General features: G+C 55.7%; 13 protein-coding genes. All 13 read left to right on the top strand.

Features of this window, described 5'->3' with window-relative positions; genetic code table 11:
* The 13 genes from pbpC (at position 1) to der (ending at position 16,135) form a co-directional block, all read left to right on the top strand.
* Positions 1 to 2,328: a peptidoglycan glycosyltransferase PbpC gene (gene pbpC, locus HV355_RS05315; protein WP_182401129.1), complete on the top strand. Its 2,328-nt coding sequence runs from the start codon at positions 1 to 3 to the stop codon at positions 2,326 to 2,328.
* 88 nt (positions 2,329 to 2,416) lie between these two features.
* A complete protein-coding gene (locus HV355_RS05310) occupies positions 2,417 to 4,795 on the top strand; it encodes a DMSO/selenate family reductase complex A subunit (protein ID WP_346010231.1) in 2,379 nt (792 codons plus the stop codon).
* Positions 4,792 to 5,421 (top strand): DMSO/selenate family reductase complex B subunit, encoded by a 630-nt coding sequence (locus HV355_RS05305; protein ID WP_182401126.1) that lies wholly within the window; start codon positions 4,792 to 4,794, stop codon positions 5,419 to 5,421. The genes HV355_RS05310 and HV355_RS05305 overlap by 4 nt, the downstream gene beginning before the upstream one ends.
* Positions 5,414 to 6,193, top strand: a complete 780-nt coding sequence (locus tag HV355_RS05300) for a DmsC/YnfH family molybdoenzyme membrane anchor subunit (protein WP_182401124.1) — start codon at positions 5,414 to 5,416, stop codon at positions 6,191 to 6,193. Before HV355_RS05305 ends, HV355_RS05300 begins: the two co-directional genes overlap by 8 nt.
* On the top strand, positions 6,193 to 7,068 hold the full coding sequence (locus tag HV355_RS05295) for a 4Fe-4S binding protein (RefSeq protein ID WP_182401122.1): 876 nt from the start codon (positions 6,193 to 6,195) through the stop codon (positions 7,066 to 7,068). The genes HV355_RS05300 and HV355_RS05295 overlap by 1 nt, the downstream gene beginning before the upstream one ends.
* Positions 7,069 to 7,189: 121 nt before the next feature.
* Positions 7,190 to 7,621: a nucleoside-diphosphate kinase gene (ndk, locus tag HV355_RS05290; protein ID WP_010433958.1), complete on the top strand. Its 432-nt coding sequence runs from the start codon at positions 7,190 to 7,192 to the stop codon at positions 7,619 to 7,621.
* Positions 7,622 to 7,768: 147 nt separating this feature from the next.
* Positions 7,769 to 8,935 (top strand): bifunctional tRNA (adenosine(37)-C2)-methyltransferase TrmG/ribosomal RNA large subunit methyltransferase RlmN, encoded by a 1,167-nt coding sequence (locus HV355_RS05285; protein ID WP_089597809.1) that lies wholly within the window; start codon positions 7,769 to 7,771, stop codon positions 8,933 to 8,935.
* A 293-nt stretch (positions 8,936 to 9,228) separates the two neighbouring features.
* Positions 9,229 to 10,227: a cytoskeleton protein RodZ gene (gene rodZ, locus HV355_RS05280; protein ID WP_126816172.1), complete on the top strand. Its 999-nt coding sequence runs from the start codon at positions 9,229 to 9,231 to the stop codon at positions 10,225 to 10,227.
* A gap of 26 nt (positions 10,228 to 10,253) precedes the next feature.
* On the top strand, positions 10,254 to 11,372 hold the full coding sequence (ispG, locus tag HV355_RS05275; RefSeq protein ID WP_008502138.1) for a flavodoxin-dependent (E)-4-hydroxy-3-methylbut-2-enyl-diphosphate synthase: 1,119 nt from the start codon (positions 10,254 to 10,256) through the stop codon (positions 11,370 to 11,372).
* Positions 11,373 to 11,452: 80 nt separating this feature from the next.
* Positions 11,453 to 12,727, top strand: a complete 1,275-nt coding sequence (hisS, locus tag HV355_RS05270) for a histidine--tRNA ligase (RefSeq protein ID WP_182401120.1) — start codon at positions 11,453 to 11,455, stop codon at positions 12,725 to 12,727.
* Positions 12,728 to 12,740: 13 nt separating this feature from the next.
* Positions 12,741 to 13,361, top strand: coding sequence for a YfgM family protein (locus HV355_RS05265; RefSeq protein WP_042718337.1), 621 nt, complete (start codon positions 12,741 to 12,743; stop codon positions 13,359 to 13,361).
* Between the two features lie 10 nt (positions 13,362 to 13,371).
* Positions 13,372 to 14,550 carry an outer membrane protein assembly factor BamB gene (gene bamB, locus HV355_RS05260; RefSeq protein ID WP_010433943.1) on the top strand — a complete coding sequence of 393 codons (1,179 nt, stop codon included), beginning with the start codon at positions 13,372 to 13,374 and terminating at the stop codon, positions 14,548 to 14,550.
* A 112-nt stretch (positions 14,551 to 14,662) separates the two neighbouring features.
* On the top strand, positions 14,663 to 16,135 hold the full coding sequence (gene der / locus HV355_RS05255; protein ID WP_108416722.1) for a ribosome biogenesis GTPase Der: 1,473 nt from the start codon (positions 14,663 to 14,665) through the stop codon (positions 16,133 to 16,135).
* Positions 16,136 to 16,166: the final 31 nt, after the last annotated feature.

Raw genomic sequence — 16,166 nt, 5'->3', positions numbered from 1 at the left:
ATGCAGATAGCTCGTCTGACACGCTCCCGCTGGCTTTGGCTGGCGGGAGCGCTTCTCGTTTTATGGGGGCTGATTATCGTCGCCGACCGCCTGTGGCCGTTGCCTCTGAAAGAGGTTAACCCCGCCCGGGTGGTGGTGGATGAGAAGGGCACCCCGCTGTGGCGCTTTGCGGACAGCGACGGGATCTGGCGCTACCCGGTTACGATTGAAGAGGTCTCTCCCCGTTATCTTGAGGCGCTGATCCAGTACGAAGATCGCTGGTTCTGGGATCATCCTGGCGTAAACCCGCTCTCTGTCCTGCGTGCCGCCTGGCAGGATCTCAGTTCTGGCAAAGTCGTCTCTGGCGGCAGTACGCTCACCATGCAGGTAGCACGCCTGCTGGATCCGCATCCGCGCACCTTTGGCGGTAAAATTCGTCAGCTCTGGCGGGCGATGCAGCTGGAGTGGCATCTTTCCAAGCGCGACATTCTCACGCTCTATCTCAACCGCGCCCCCTTTGGCGGTACGCTGCAGGGCGTAGGGGCTGCAAGCTGGACCTATCTGGGAAAACCACCATCGCAGCTCAGCTATTCCGAAGCGGCGCTGCTGGCGGTGCTGCCGCAGGCACCGAGTCGATTACGTCCGGACCGCTGGCCTGAACGGGCTGAAGCGGCGCGAAATAAAGTGCTCGACCGTATGGTCACGCAGGGCGTCTGGTCTGTGAAGCAGGTCAAGGAATCGCGGGAAGAATCGGTATGGCTGGCGCCCCGACAGATGCCGCAGCTGGCACCGCTCTTTGCACGCATGATGCTTGGCAAAAGCCGCGACACTAAAATGGTCACCACGCTGGATGCCGGACTACAGCGGCAGCTGGAAGAGCTGGCGATGAACTGGAAGTCCCGACTTCCTGCGCGCAGTTCGCTGGCGATGATCGTCGTGGATCATACGGATATGAAGGTGCGGGGCTGGGTCGGATCGGTGGATATTAACGATGACAGTCGTTTCAGCCATGTGGATATGGTCAATGCGATCCGATCCCCGGGATCGGTGTTAAAGCCCTTTATCTACGGTATGGCGCTGGACGATGGCCTGATCCATCCCGCCTCTCTGCTCCAGGACGTTCCCAGAAAAACCGGTGATTATCGGCCAGGGAATTTTGACAGTGGGTTTCACGGACCGGTCAGCATGAGTGAAGCGCTGGTGCGCTCCCTCAACCTGCCCGCAGTACAGGTGCTGGAAGCCTACGGGCCAAAACGTTTTGCCGGGATGCTCAGTAACGCGGGGTTGCCGCTGATCTTGCCCGCGGGGGCTCAGCCGAATCTCTCCCTGATCCTCGGCGGTGCAGGCGCGCGACTGGCCGATATCGCCGCAGCCTACAGCGCCTTTGCCCGACACGGTAAAGCGGGAAGGCTGCGGTTACAGCCGGGCGATCCGCTGACTGAACGTCCGCTATTGTCACAAGGTTCGGCGTGGATCATTCGCCGTATTCTGGCGAACGAGGCGCAGCCGCTGCCGGATAATGCGTTACCGCAAATCGCGCCGCTGGCGTGGAAAACCGGCACCAGCTACGGCTACCGTGATGCCTGGGCTATCGGCCTGAATGCCCGTTACGTGATTGGCATCTGGACCGGACGGCCGGACGGTACGCCGGTGGCGGGGCAGTTTGGTTTTGCCAGCGCGGTTCCGCTATTAAACCAGGTAAATAACCTGCTTCAGTCACGCTCAACGGTAGACGAAGCCCGTCTGCCGCGTGACCCTCGCCCGACAAGCGTGGGGCGCGGGGTCACCTGCTGGCCGGGCGGTCAGTCGCTGCCAGAAGGCAGTGAAAACTGCCGACGTCGTCTTTCGACCTGGCTGCTGGAAGGGAGTGAACCGCCCACGCTGCTCCTGCCCGAACAGGAAGGCATACGCGGCATTCGCTTCCCGGTCTGGCTGGATAAAACGGGTAAACGTGTAGCAGCAGATTGCCCTGATGCAACTGAAAAAGTCCTGGATGTCTGGCCGCTGCCGCTGGAGCCCTGGCTGCCTGCTGCCGAAAAACGGGCTGCTCGTCTCCCCGCCCGTTCAGCGGTTTGCCCTCCGCTGGATAACCATAATGCGGCGCCGCTGATGTTGTCAGGCGTCAGAGAAGGGGCGGTAATTAAACGTCTTCCAGGTGAGAAAAATATGACCCTCAACGTTTCAACCAGCGGCGGGGAGGGACAACGATGGTGGTTTTTGAATGGCGAACCGCTGGACGGGCATCAGAAAAATTATTCAGTGCAATTATATTTGCCAGGTAAATATCAATTAATTGTATTAGATGAAACAGGACAAATGGCGACGGTGAATTTTGAATTAGATCGCTAAGTATTACCCCTCAAGAGTTAGCTTGATAATTATCAATATTCGTTCCTGAAAAAAAACGAGAATGCGTTTTTATTTGAAGGAACGAGCAATGAAAAAAAATAAACATCAGGGAGTGGGGCTTATTCCCGCCATATCCCGGCGTCAGTTTATTCAGGCAGGCTCGGCGCTCGCCGCCCTGCCGTTTGTCTTCAAAACTGACAAAGTACAGGCACAGGGCACGGTGGTATCAGACTCTACGCCTGAAGAAAAAGTGGTGCAAACCTGTAGTACGTTTGACTGCGGCGGCAAGTGTGATATTCGTGCTCACGTCAGTGATGGCGTTGTGACCCGAATTTCAACGCGTCCGGATAACGCGCTGGATCCTCAGATGCCAGTGATGCGCGCCTGCGTTCGTGGTCGGGCTTATCGGAAATTTGTTTATCACCCCGATCGACTGAAATATCCAATGAAACGTGTAGGTAAACGTGGCGAAGGAAAATTTGAGCGTATTACCTGGGATGAAGCCACTACCCTTATTGCGAATCAATTAAAAACTATTACGCAAAAATACGGTGCTGCGTCACGCTATGTTCATGTGGGCACCGCGGTGTCCGGCGGGACCTTTTCCGGTGATAAAATGGTTCGTCGTCTGCTCAACTTAACCGGCGGCTATCTCGAAAGCTATCACTCGGTCAGTATGGGTAACACGGCGGCGGCAACGCCGTATACCTATGGCACCGCCGCCAGCGGCAGCTCTCTGGACACGCTGCTGGATACCAAACTGGTCATTCTCTGGGGGCATAACCCGACGGAAACCATCTTCGGGCACAGCAACCACTTCTACCAGAAGATGAAGCAAAACGGCACGCGCTTCATTGTTGTCGACCCACGCTATTCCGATACGGTTTCCTCCCTTGCCGATCAGTGGATCCCATTGCTTCCTGCCACGGACAACGCCCTGATGGACGCGATGATGTATGTGATCGTCATGGAGAATCTGCACGATCGCGACTTTATTCAGCGCTACACCCTGGGCTTTGACGAAGACGCTATGCCAGAGGGCGTTCCGGCCAATGAATCCCTGATGGCTTACCTGAGCGGTGCAAAGGATGGCGTGGCGAAAACGCCCGAGTGGGCAGAGAAAATCACCCACGTGCCTGCACAAACTATTCGTCAGCTGGCGCGCGACTACGCAACCACAAAACCCGCCGCGCTGATCCAGGGCTGGGGACCGCAGCGTCATAACTGCGGCGAGCGCACCGCGCGCGGCTCGACGATACTGGCCACGCTAACGGGTAACGTCGGGGTGAAAGGCGGCTGGGCGGCAGGCTATGGCGGTTGCGCAAACCGCAAATTTGCGGCCGGGCCAGAGATGCCGGACAACCCGGTCAAAGCCAAAATTTCGGTCATGAACTGGGTCCAGGCCGCGGATGATGCTTCTATGGTGACCGCGGAAGATGGCCTGAAAGATGCTGAGAAGCTGGACAGCAATATCCGCATCCTGTTTTCGCTGGCGGGCAATTATCTGGCTAACCAGAACCCGGATCTTCATCAGGCAACCCGTGTCCTGGAAGACGAGTCGAAAATCGAGTTTATCGTCGCAAGCGATCTGTTTATGACGCCGAGCGCCAGATACGCCGACCTGCTTTTGCCGGAAACCAGCTTCATGGAACGCTGGAATATCGGCGAAACCTGGGGCACGGCAAGCTATCTGATCCTGTCAGAAAAGCTGATTGAGCCTGAATTTGAATGCCGTTCAGACTACGACTGGCTGCGGGAGGTCGCTGCTAAGCTTGGCGTCGAGCCAGCGTTCAGCGAGGGCCGTGACGAAAAAGCGTGGATTGAGCACATCTGGGAGCAGACGCGGCTGTCCATGCCGGATGAAAACCTGCCGGACTTTGCGACGCTACAGAAGACGCGTCAGCATCTTTTCAAAAGCGCGCCGTACGTTGCCTTTGAAGACAACATTCGCGATCCGCAGAATCATCCGTTCCCGACGCCGTCCGGAAAAATTGAGATCTTCTCAAAGCGTCTGTACGACATGCATCACCCGGAAATTCCGGCGCTGTCGCACTACGTGCCTGCCCATGAAGGGCCGGAAGACGAGCTGGTCAAAACCTTCCCGCTCCAGCTGATCACCTGGAAAGGGAAAAACCGCGCTAACTCCACCCAGTACGCCAACCCGTGGTTAATTGAGGCGCAGCAGCAAAAGCTGTGGATCAACCCGCAGGATGCGCAAAAGCGCGGCATTGCGCAGGGGGATACCGTGCGTATTCATAACGCACGCGGCATTTGCGAGATCCCGGCGGAGGTCACGCCGCGCATCATTCCAGGCGTGGTGGCCATGCAGGCAGGCGCCTGGTGGCAGCCGGACGAGCAGGGTATCGATAAAGGCGGCTGCGCGAACGTGCTCAGTTCCGCCCGTATTACCGCGCTTGCGAAAGGGAATTCCCATCAAACCATGCTGGTGGAGGTAGCTAAAGCATGAGTCAGTTTAAACATTACGCGTCGGTGAGCGACAAACAGCTGGGTTTTTATATCGACTCTTCCCGCTGCTCGGGCTGCAAGGCATGCCAGGTGGCGTGCAAAGATAAAAACAACCTTGAGGTCGGACGTCGTTTCCGTCGCGTTTATGAAGTCAACGGCGGGAGTTTTATCCCGACCGGGCAGGGCAGCGTCAGCAACAACGTTTTTGCCTACACGCTCTCTATTTCCTGTAACCACTGCGCAGACCCTATCTGCACCAAAAACTGTCCAACCACCGCGATGCATAAGCGTCCGGGGGACGGCATTGTGCGCGTTGATACTGATAAGTGCGTCGGCTGCGGCTACTGCGCATGGTCTTGCCCTTACGGCGCGCCACAGCTCAACGAGCAGACCGGGCAGATGTCCAAATGTGATTTCTGCGTGGATCTCCAGGCGAAGGGAGAGCAGCCCGTCTGTGTGGCAACCTGTCCACTCGAAGCGATTAAATTCGGGCCGATTGATGAACTGCGGGCGAAGTATGGTGCGGTCTGTGATGTGAAAGGCCTGCCTGATTCCTCCATCACCAAACCAAACCTGGTGATCAAAGCGCATCAGGGCGCAGAGAAAGAGGGGAACCGTCATGCATGAGTTACCGCTGCTGATTTTTACGCTGTTCCTGCAAGGATCGGTTGGCGTTACGCTGTGGCTGGCGTTCGGAAGCACGCAATGCAGCGCGCTGCTGCCAGCAGCCGGAGCGTTTGTGCTGGCGAGCCTGGGGCTGCTTGCCTCCGCGCTGCACATGGGCTATCCGCTTAATGCTCTTAATGCGCTGCGCCACGTATCCAGCTCCTGGCTGAGCCGTGAGATTATTTTTGCCAGTCTTTATCTTGCGGCACTTGGTCTCGCAACGCTGTTGATGTTTGTCAAAAAGCCAGGCTGGAAGCCGCTGTTGGTTGTGGCAGGTCTGGTTGGTTTAGTCGATGTGTTCTGCATGGCGCAGATCTACATGCATGCATCCGTGGTGACATGGCAGCACGTTAACACTCTGGTGCTGTTTATCGGTTCGGTGGGGATTATCGGTTCAGCCTGCATGGCCGTTGGGACGCGTTCCCAGACTACCGTGCGTGCGGCGGTTGTCATTATCACGCTGCTGGTGCTTGTGCGTCTGGTGATGCAGCCCGTCTGGCTGGCAGATATTACGGCTTTGGACAACACCGTAGTGACGTTCCCTCACGCACCGCTACAGATGCTGGAGCAACTTCGAACCGTGCATCTGCTGAGCTGGTGCGTATCCGTTGCGGGTATGCTGTGCTTTGCTGCGGGCGGTCTGAAAGCGACGCGATCTCCCATGCTGCTGGGAAGCGCATTGCTGATTGTCGGTGAGCTGATGCTGCGCTTCGTTTTCTTCAGTATTGGCTGATGGGCGGATTGACCTTTGCCCCGGCGATGGACGTGACGCATGCGTGCGTCCGTCGCCGTTTTCGCCACTCTTCCTGCCTCGCCTGCGCGGACGTCTGTCCTGTGCAGGCTTTTTCTTTTACCGACTCAGGCGTCTCGGTTGATGACAGCCGCTGTATTGAATGCGGTGACTGCCTGTTCGTCTGCCCCGCTGAGGCCATCACCGGCATCACGCCGCGAAAACGCTTTCTGTGTGGCGATACGCTTGTTGGGACGTTTACTGACCGTGCGCCAGGGATGAATGAGCTTCTGCTGTTGCACGCGCAGCACCGCGTTCGTTTTATCAGTATCGACGCGGAGCAGAATCCTGACTGGTTGCTGGCGATTGCCCGGCTGAATCTGGCGCTTCGTCGACGCGGTGAAGCTGCGTGGGCGTTTAAACATATACCCGTCAACGAGATTAATACCGCCCGGCGTGCGCTGATGCACGTTCCCCGTGAGGATGTCCGGGCCTGTAGCGTCGTGCCCGGTCAGCATGAACTGCGCAGGGCGTTTTCTGCGTTTAGCGAGGCAGAGATAACTCTCGATGCCGAAACCTGCGTACTGTGCGGCGCGTGCTGGCGAAGCTGTACGGAAAACGCGATTCGGTTTGAGAACGCTGAACTGGTCGTGGAAACCGGGCGCTGTACCGGCTGTGAAGGGTGCGAAGCGGTATGCCAACATGACGCGATAAACGTGACGCATATGGAGGGGATAGCGAAAAGCATCGCCACTCCAGCATTTGAGGCAGTTTGCCAGACGTGTCACCGTCATTTCTGGTCATTTACGTCTGATGAAAAGCATTGCCCGCTCTGTTTACACCATCATTACGGTATGCGAAATTCGACCTGTTGCTAATCTTCGTCTCATTTTAAAAAAATGTTATGCAGAACCATAGGCAATGGCGCTATTGCTCTTTATAATCCGCGCCACACCATACTCAGGTATGCAAAACAACAGAACATTGACAGAGGTTATCATGGCTATTGAACGTACTTTTTCCATCATCAAGCCAAACGCGGTGGCAAAAAACGTTATTGGCAGCATCTTCGCTCGCTTTGAATCAGCAGGGTTTAAGATCGTTGGCACCAAAATGCTGCACCTGACCGTTGAACAGGCTCGCGGTTTCTACGCTGAGCACGAAGGTCGCCCATTCTTTGACGGCCTGGTAGAGTTCATGACCTCCGGCCCAATCGTGGTATCCGTACTGGAAGGCGAAAACGCAGTTCAGCGTCACCGCGATCTGCTGGGTGCAACCAACCCGGACAACGCGCTGGCGGGTACGCTGCGCGCTGATTACGCAGACAGCTTCACCGAGAACGGCACCCACGGTTCTGATTCCGTTGAATCTGCCGCGCGTGAAATCGCATTCTTCTTCGCAGAAGGCGAAGTGTGCGCTCGCACTCGTTAATATTTTCGTAAATGCCGCGTGCAAACGTGGCATCCCTGCGTCAGACTTTGTACAATGCAACGCCCCGGACGAGCAGACCGCTTTCCGGGGCGTTTCTTTTCAACCCTCCACGGGCCATAACGTGTAACAACGAGGCCGGATAAAATTATGTCTGAATTAGTGAATACCTCCGAAGTCGCCATTCCTGCGGTTCCAAATAAAAATGGAAAAATCAACCTGCTGGATCTGAACCGTCAGCAGATGCGCGAGTTCTTCAAAGATATGGGTGAGAAACCGTTTCGTGCCGACCAGGTGATGAAATGGATGTACCACTATTGCAGCGACAACTTTGATGACATGACAGACATCAACAAGGTCCTGCGCAACAAGCTCAAAGAAGTGGCTGAAATCCGCGCACCGGAAGTGGTGGAAGAGCAGCGCTCGTCTGACGGCACCATCAAATGGGCCATTGCTGTCGGCGATCAGCGCGTTGAGACTGTCTATATTCCTGAAGATGACCGCGCCACGCTGTGCGTCTCTTCTCAGGTAGGATGTGCGCTGGAGTGCAAATTCTGTTCTACCGCGCAGCAAGGCTTTAACCGTAACCTGCGCGTGTCTGAAATTATCGGCCAGGTGTGGCGTGCGGCAAAAATCGTGGGTGCAGCGAAAGTGACCGGTACCCGCCCAATCACCAACGTAGTGATGATGGGGATGGGTGAGCCACTGCTGAACCTGACCAACGTGGTTCCGGCGATGGAAATCATGCTCGACGACTTCGGTTTTGGTCTGTCTAAACGCCGCGTCACGCTGTCTACTTCAGGCGTAGTGCCTGCGCTGGACAAGCTGGGCGATATGATTGACGTTGCGCTGGCGATCTCCCTGCACGCGCCAAACGATGCGATCCGTGACGAAATTGTGCCGATCAACAAAAAGTACAATATCGAAACCTTCCTGGCTGGCGTGCGCCGCTATCTGGAGAAATCCAATGCCAACCAGGGCCGCGTCACCATCGAGTATGTGATGCTTGATCACGTCAACGACGGTACCGAGCATGCGCATGAGCTGGCAGAATTGCTGAAAGATACGCCGTGCAAGATTAACCTGATCCCATGGAACCCGTTCCCGGGCGCGCCTTATGGCCGTAGCTCGAACAGCCGTATCGATCGTTTCTCGAAAGTGCTGATGGAGTATGGATTCACCACTATCGTGCGTAAAACGCGTGGTGATGATATCGATGCCGCATGCGGACAGCTGGCGGGTGATGTGATTGACCGTACCAAACGTACGCTGCGTAAACGCATGCAGGGTGAGACAATCGCGGTCAAAGCTGTTTGATTATTATGCAGTCACGGCGCATGATCTGCGCCGTGAAGCATAATCTTACTGAATAATCAGTCAGATTCGTGATGTTTGATTAATAATTACGGTGCGTTTCATATGACTTTCGGGCAGTATGTAACGACGTAACAACAGTTTAGCCAGGCGGGCAGAGCTGCACTGTCATCTACCGGCTGACAGTCTTATACTGTCTGTTCAAGGTTAACTGACCAGAAGTTTCGCGGTGCGGGTGGCATTGTGACTCACCGGCACCTGAACCCTTATTTTTCACGTACCAGTAGTTGTAGCGAATGAATACTGAAGCCACTCACGACCAAAATGAAGCACTCTCCACTGGCGTTCGTCTTCGCAACGCCCGTGAACAACTCGGACTCAGCCAGCAAGCCGTTGCAGAACGCTTGTGCCTGAAGGTTTCCACGGTTCGCGATATTGAAGAAGATAAGGCACCTGCCGATCTGGCTTCAACATTTTTGCGCGGCTATATCCGCTCTTACGCAAAACTGGTGCATATCCCCGAAGAAGAATTACTGCCAATGATGGAGAAGCAGGCACCGGTCCGTGCAGCAAAAGTTGCGCCGATGCAGACCTTCTCCCTGGGGAAACGCCGTAAAAAACGTGACGGCTGGCTGATGAGCTTTACCTGGCTGGTGCTGTTTGTGGTGATTGGCCTGACGGGCGCATGGTGGTGGCAAAACCACAAGGCGCAGCAGGAAGAGATCACTACGATGGCCGATCAGTCTTCTGCCGAGCTTAATCAATCCGGTAATGACAACGCGCAGAGCGTGCCGTTGAACACGGACAGCGCGGCACCGTCCAGTGAACCGCAAACAGCTGCGACCGATACCGCTCAGGCTCCGGCCACCACGCCTGACGCCGCGCCAGCCACGCAGCCGCAGGATCAGAACGCGGTTGTTTCTCCTTCACAGGCTAATGTGGACACTGCCCCTGCGGCGACGGCTTCAGCGGATAATACGGCTGCGGCACCACTGCCTACCGACCCGGCAGCCACTGCGACACCAGCAGTCGATCCTAACGCGCTGGTGATGAACTTCACCGCAGATTGCTGGCTGGAAGTGACTGACGCAACAGGCAAAAAGCTGTTCAGCGGCCTGCAGCGTAAAGATGGCACGTTAAACCTAACGGGTCAGGCACCTTACAAACTTAAAATCGGCGCTCCGGCAGCGGTACAGATCCAGTATCAAGGAAAACCTGTCGACCTGAGCCGCTTTATCAGAACTAACCAGGTTGCGCGTCTTACCGTTAATGCCGAACAATCAGCAGCACAGTAACAGACGGGCAACGCGGGAGATTTTTCATGCATAACCAGGCTCCGATTCAACGTAGAAAATCGAAACGGATTTACGTTGGGAATGTGCCAATCGGGGACGGGGCACCCATCGCCGTCCAGTCGATGACCAATACGCGCACCACGGATGTGGAAGCAACGGTCAATCAGATCAAAGCATTAGAACGCGTAGGCGCGGACATTGTTCGCGTCTCCGTCCCAACGATGGATGCCGCCGAAGCGTTCAAACTCATCAAGCAGCAGGTCAGCGTTCCGCTGGTGGCTGATATTCACTTCGACTACCGCATTGCACTGAAAGTCGCTGAATATGGCGTCGACTGCCTGCGTATTAACCCGGGCAACATCGGTAACGAAGAGCGCATCCGCATGGTCGTGGACTGCGCCCGCGATAAAAATATTCCTATCCGTATCGGTGTGAATGCCGGTTCTCTGGAAAAAGACCTGCAGGAAAAATACGGTGAGCCAACGCCGCAGGCGCTGCTCGAATCCGCTATGCGTCACGTCGATCATCTGGATCGTCTTAACTTCGATCAGTTCAAAGTTAGCGTAAAAGCGTCCGACGTGTTCCTTGCGGTAGAGTCTTATCGCCTGCTGGCAAAGCAGATTGACCAGCCTCTGCACCTCGGGATCACCGAAGCGGGCGGCCTGCGCAGCGGTTCTGTGAAGTCTGCGATCGGTCTGGGCCTGCTGCTCTCTGAAGGGATCGGCGATACGCTGCGCGTCTCGCTGGCGGCCGATCCGGTGGAAGAGATCAAAGTCGGTTTCGATATCCTGAAGTCACTGCGCATCCGCGCCCGTGGGATCAACTTCATTGCCTGCCCAACCTGCTCACGTCAGGAGTTCGACGTGATTGGTACGGTGAATGCGCTGGAGCAGCGCCTGGAAGACATCATTACCCCGATGGACGTTTCCATCATCGGCTGCGTGGTGAACGGTCCGGGTGAAGCGCTGGTGTCAACACTGGGCGTGACCGGCGGTAACAAGAAAAGTGGTCTCTATGAAGATGGCGTTCGTAAAGATCGTCTGGATAATAGTGACATGATCGATCAGCTCGAAGCACGCATTCGTGCCAAAGCCGCAATGATGGACGAGACGCAGCGCATCAACGTTCAGCAGGTTGAAAAATAACGTGATGGGAAGCGTGCCGCTTCCCATGTATGATTGAACCCATTCTTTGGGTTTTTTTTGTATATAGAAAGAGAATAAACGTGGCAAAAAACATTCAAGCCATCCGCGGCATGAACGATTATCTGCCTGGCGAAACCGCCATCTGGCAGCGCATTGAAGGCACACTGAAACAGGTGCTCGGCAGCTACGGTTACAGCGAAATCCGTTTGCCGATTGTAGAGCAGACCCCGTTATTCAAACGCGCGATCGGCGAAGTCACCGACGTGGTTGAAAAAGAGATGTATACCTTTGAGGACCGCAACGGTGACAGTCTGACCCTGCGTCCGGAAGGTACGGCGGGCTGCGTACGCGCCGGCATCGAACATGGTCTTCTGTACAATCAGGAGCAGCGCCTGTGGTATATCGGCCCGATGTTCCGCCACGAACGTCCGCAGAAAGGTCGTTATCGCCAGTTTAATCAGTTGGGTGTGGAAGTCTTTGGTCTGCAGGGCCCGGACATTGACGCTGAACTGATTATGCTGACCGCCCGCTGGTGGCGCGCCCTCGGTATCGCCGATCACGTTTCCCTTGAGCTGAACTCTATCGGTTCTCTGGAAGCTCGCGCTAACTACCGCGATGCGCTGGTGGCGTTCCTGGAACAGCATAAAGAGAAGCTGGACGAAGACTGCAAACGTCGCATGTACAGCAACCCGCTGCGCGTTCTGGATTCCAAAAACGCGGATGTTCAGGCACTGCTGAACGATGCGCCTGCGCTGGGTGACTACCTGGATGAAGAATCTCGCGAACACTTCGCGGGCCTGTGCAAGCTGCTTGAAGCAGCAGGCATCGCCTATACCGTGAACCAGCGCCTGGTGCGCGGTCTGGACTACTACAACCGCACCGTGTTTGAGTGGGTAACGACCAGCCTTGGTTCGCAGGGCACCGTATGTGCGGGCGGCCGTTATGATGGCCTGGTTGAGCAACTGGGTGGTCGTGCGGCACCTGCTGTTGGCTTCGCAATGGGTCTTGAGCGACTTGTTTTGCTGGTTCAGGCAGTTAATCCGGAATTTAAAGCAGATTCCGTTGTCGATATATACCTGGTGGCCTCAGGTGCGGATACGCAGTCTGCGGCGATGCAGCTTGCCGAACGCGTGCGCGATGCGCTGCCGGGCGTTAAGCTGATGACCAACCATGGCGGCGGCAACTTCAAAAAACAGTTTGCTCGTGCCGATAAGTGGGGCGCAAGTATTGCACTGGTGCTGGGCGAGTCCGAAGTGGCTAACGGCGAAGTGGTAGTGAAAGACCTGCGCTCTGGTGAGCAAACAACGATAACGCAGGACGGCGTTGCGGCGCACTTGCGCACTCTATTGGGCTAAGGAGAAAGACTGCGTGGAAATGTACGAGAACGAACACGACCAGGTCGACGCGATTAAACGCTTCTTTGCTGAAAACGGCAAAGCATTGGTTGTTGGGGTTATTTTGGGTGTAGGTGCGCTGGTAGGCTGGCGCTACTGGAACAACCATCAGGCTGATGCCGCTCGCGGTTCGTCTTTAAGCTACGAAAACACCGTTAGCGCCATTCGTGCCGACCAGCCGCAAACGCTGACGGCAGCGGAGAAATTTGCGGCTGACAACAAAAACACTTACGGCGCGCTGGCCGCGCTGGAAGTGGCTCAGCAGTACGTTGATAAAAACGAACTGGATAAAGCCGCTGCACAACTGTCACAGGGTCTTGCTGCTGCAAGCGATGAAAACCTGAAAGCAGTGATCAACCTGCGTCTGGCACGTATCCAGGTTCAGCAGAAAAAAGTCGATGACGCGCTGAAAACGCTCGATACCATCAAAGGCGACGGTTTTGCTGCCATCGTTGCTGATTTGCGCGGTGAAGCACTGCTGAGCAAAGGTGACAAAGCGGGCGCGCGTAAAGCGTGGCAAGCTGGCGTAGATAGCAAAGCTTCACCTGCGCTGAGCGAAATGATGCAGATGAAAATAAATAATTTGTCCGTCTGAGAGGGACCCGATGCAATTGCGTAAATTACTTCTGCCAGGACTGCTTTCTGTTACGTTATTGAGTGGTTGTTCACTGTTCAGTGGCGAAGAAGATGTTGTAAAAATGTCCCCGCTGCCAACGGTTGAAAACCAGTTTACCCCATCCACCGCGTGGGACGTCTCCGTGGGCAGTGGGATTGGCGATTTCTACTCCAACCTGCATCCTGCGTATGCGGACAGCGTGGTCTATGCCGCTGACCGTAAAGGTACCGTGAAAGCGGTGAACGCCGATGACGGGAAAGAAGTCTGGTCCGTTAACCTGGCGGAAAAAGACGGTTGGTTCTCCCGTAAACCTGCGCTGCTTTCCGGCGGCCTGACCGTCGCTGGCGGTCACGTTTACGTGGGAAGCGAAAAAGCGCAGGTTTATGCGCTGAACACCAGTGACGGTTCTGTTGCATGGCAAACGACCGTTGCCGGTGAGTCTCTGTCTCGTCCTGTGGTGAGTGATGGTCTGGTGCTGATCCATACCAGCAACGGCCAGCTGCAGGCGCTGAACGAAGCGGACGGCCTGGTGAAATGGACCGTTAACCTGGATATGCCAGCGCTGTCTCTGCGTGGCGAATCCGCCCCGGCAACGGCTTTCGGTGCTGCGATTGTTGGCGGTGATAACGGTCGTGTGAGCGCGGTACTGATGCAACAGGGCCAGATGATTTGGCAGCAGCGTATCTCCCAGGCGACCGGTTCAACAGAAATTGACCGTCTGAGCGACGTGGACACCACCCCGGTCATTGTTGACGGTGTTGTTTATACGCTGGCGTATAACGGCAACCTGACCGCGCTGGATCTGCGCAGCGGCCAGATCATGTGGAAACGTGAACTGGGCTCCGTGAATGACTTCATCGTTGACGGTAACCGCATCTATATGGTTGACCAGAACGATCGCCTGCTGGCGCTGAGCACTGAAGGCGGCGTAACGCTGTGGACGCAGAGCGATCTGCTGCACCGCCTGCTGACCGCGCCAGCCCTGTACAACGGCAGCCTGGTGGTCGGTGACAGCGAAGGGTATATGCACTGGATCGATCCAGAAAACGGTCGCTTTGTTGCACAGCAAAAAGTTGACGGTTCTGGTTTCCTGACCGATCCGGTAGTCGCTGACGGTAAACTGCTGATTCAGGCAAAAGACGGCACGCTGTACGCGATCACGCGTTAATTACCCGGCGGTTGTAGTATACTAAACGGCTCCTGTTCACTCAGGAGCCGTTTTGACATTTTTAAAAACGCCGCAAAAGCGACGTTTATTTGAATTTTATGAGGCTTCAAACATGGTACCTGTGGTCGCGCTTGTCGGGCGCCCTAACGTTGGAAAATCCACTCTTTTTAACCGTTTAACACGCACCCGTGATGCGCTGGTTGCGGATTTCCCGGGGCTGACGCGTGACCGTAAGTACGGTCGTGCAGAGGTGGAAGGACGCGAGTTCATCTGTATCGATACCGGCGGTATCGACGGCACAGAAGACGGCGTTGAAACCCGCATGGCGGAACAGTCTCTGCTGGCGATTGAAGAAGCAGACGTGGTGCTGTTTATGGTGGATGCGCGCGCTGGCCTGATGCCTGCAGACTCCGCTATTGCCAAACACCTGCGTTCACGCGAAAAGCCGACTTTCCTGGTGGCGAACAAAACTGACGGTATTGATGCCGATCAGGCCGTCGCGGATTTCTGGTCTCTGGGCCTGGGTGAAATCTACCCGATTGCGGCATCGCATGGCCGTGGCGTCACCAGCCTGCTGGAAACCGTGCTGCTGCCGTGGGTTGACGAAGTAAACCCGCCGGAAGAAGTGGACGAAGACGCTGAATATTGGGCGCAGTTCGAAGAGAGTGAAGAGGGCGAAGAAGAGCCTGAAGACACCTTCAACCCGCAGGACCTGCCGATCAAGCTGGCCATCGTCGGTCGTCCAAACGTAGGTAAGTCTACGCTTACTAACCGTATTCTGGGTGAAGAGCGCGTCGTGGTTTACGACATGCCGGGCACCACCCGTGACAGTATCTACATCCCGATGCAGCGCGATGAACGTGAGTTTGTCCTCATCGACACCGCGGGCGTGCGTAAGCGTGGGAAAATCACCGACGTGGTGGAAAAATTCTCCGTTATCAAAACGCTGCAGGCGATTGAAGACGCCAACGTGGTGCTGCTGGTCATCGACGCGCGTGAAGGTATCTCCGACCAGGATCTCTCTCTGCTCGGCTTTATTCTGAATAGTGGGCGCTCACTGGTGATCGTGGTTAACAAGTGGGATGGCCTGAGCAACGAAGTGCGCGAGCAGGTGAAAGAGACCCTCGACTTCCGTCTGGGCTTTATCGACTTTGCGCGCGTGCACTTTATTTCTGCGCTGCACGGCAGCGGCGTGGGTAACCTGTTCGAATCCGTTCGTGAAGCCTACGACAGCTCCACCCGTCGTCAGAGCACCGCGATGCTGACGCGCATCATGAATATGGCAGCAGAAGACCATCAGCCGCCGCTGGTGCGCGGTCGTCGCGTGAAGCTGAAATATGCTCACGCCGGTGGTTATAACCCGCCAATCGTGGTGATCCACGGCAACCAGGTGAAAGACCTGCCGGATTCCTACAAACGCTATCTGATGAACTACTTCCGCAAATCGCTGGACGTGATGGGTACGCCGATCCGTATCCAGTTCAAGGAAGGGGAAAACCCGTTCGCGAACAAGCGTAACACCCTGACGCCAAACCAGATGCGTAAGCGTAAGCGTTTGATTAAGCACATTAAGAAAAGCAAATAAATATTGCCGATCTCATGAAAACCCGCCTCTG

The sequence above is a fragment of the Enterobacter sp. RHBSTW-01064 genome (assembly GCF_014103035.1).
Lineage (GTDB): Bacteria > Pseudomonadota > Gammaproteobacteria > Enterobacterales > Enterobacteriaceae > Enterobacter > Enterobacter mori.
The sequence above is the reverse complement of the archived record's forward strand: the minus strand, read 5'-3'. Positions and strand labels throughout refer to the sequence as shown.

Excerpts from the sequence above, each read along its gene's own strand:
- rodZ (WP_126816172.1), top strand. The coding sequence starts at position 9,229 with ATGAATACTGAAGCCACTCACGACCAAAATGAAGCACTCTCCACTGGC.
- HV355_RS05285 (WP_089597809.1), top strand. The coding sequence starts at position 7,769 with ATGTCTGAATTAGTGAATACCTCCGAAGTCGCCATTCCTGCGGTTCCA.
- ispG (WP_008502138.1), top strand. The coding sequence starts at position 10,254 with ATGCATAACCAGGCTCCGATTCAACGTAGAAAATCGAAACGGATTTAC.
- HV355_RS05300 (WP_182401124.1), top strand. The coding sequence starts at position 5,414 with ATGCATGAGTTACCGCTGCTGATTTTTACGCTGTTCCTGCAAGGATCG.
- HV355_RS05295 (WP_182401122.1), top strand. The coding sequence starts at position 6,193 with ATGGGCGGATTGACCTTTGCCCCGGCGATGGACGTGACGCATGCGTGC.
- HV355_RS05310 (WP_346010231.1), top strand. The coding sequence starts at position 2,417 with ATGAAAAAAAATAAACATCAGGGAGTGGGGCTTATTCCCGCCATATCC.
- ndk (WP_010433958.1), top strand. The coding sequence starts at position 7,190 with ATGGCTATTGAACGTACTTTTTCCATCATCAAGCCAAACGCGGTGGCA.
- pbpC (WP_182401129.1), top strand. The coding sequence starts at position 1 with ATGCAGATAGCTCGTCTGACACGCTCCCGCTGGCTTTGGCTGGCGGGA.
- der (WP_108416722.1), top strand. The coding sequence starts at position 14,663 with ATGGTACCTGTGGTCGCGCTTGTCGGGCGCCCTAACGTTGGAAAATCC.
- bamB (WP_010433943.1), top strand. The coding sequence starts at position 13,372 with ATGCAATTGCGTAAATTACTTCTGCCAGGACTGCTTTCTGTTACGTTA.
- HV355_RS05305 (WP_182401126.1), top strand. The coding sequence starts at position 4,792 with ATGAGTCAGTTTAAACATTACGCGTCGGTGAGCGACAAACAGCTGGGT.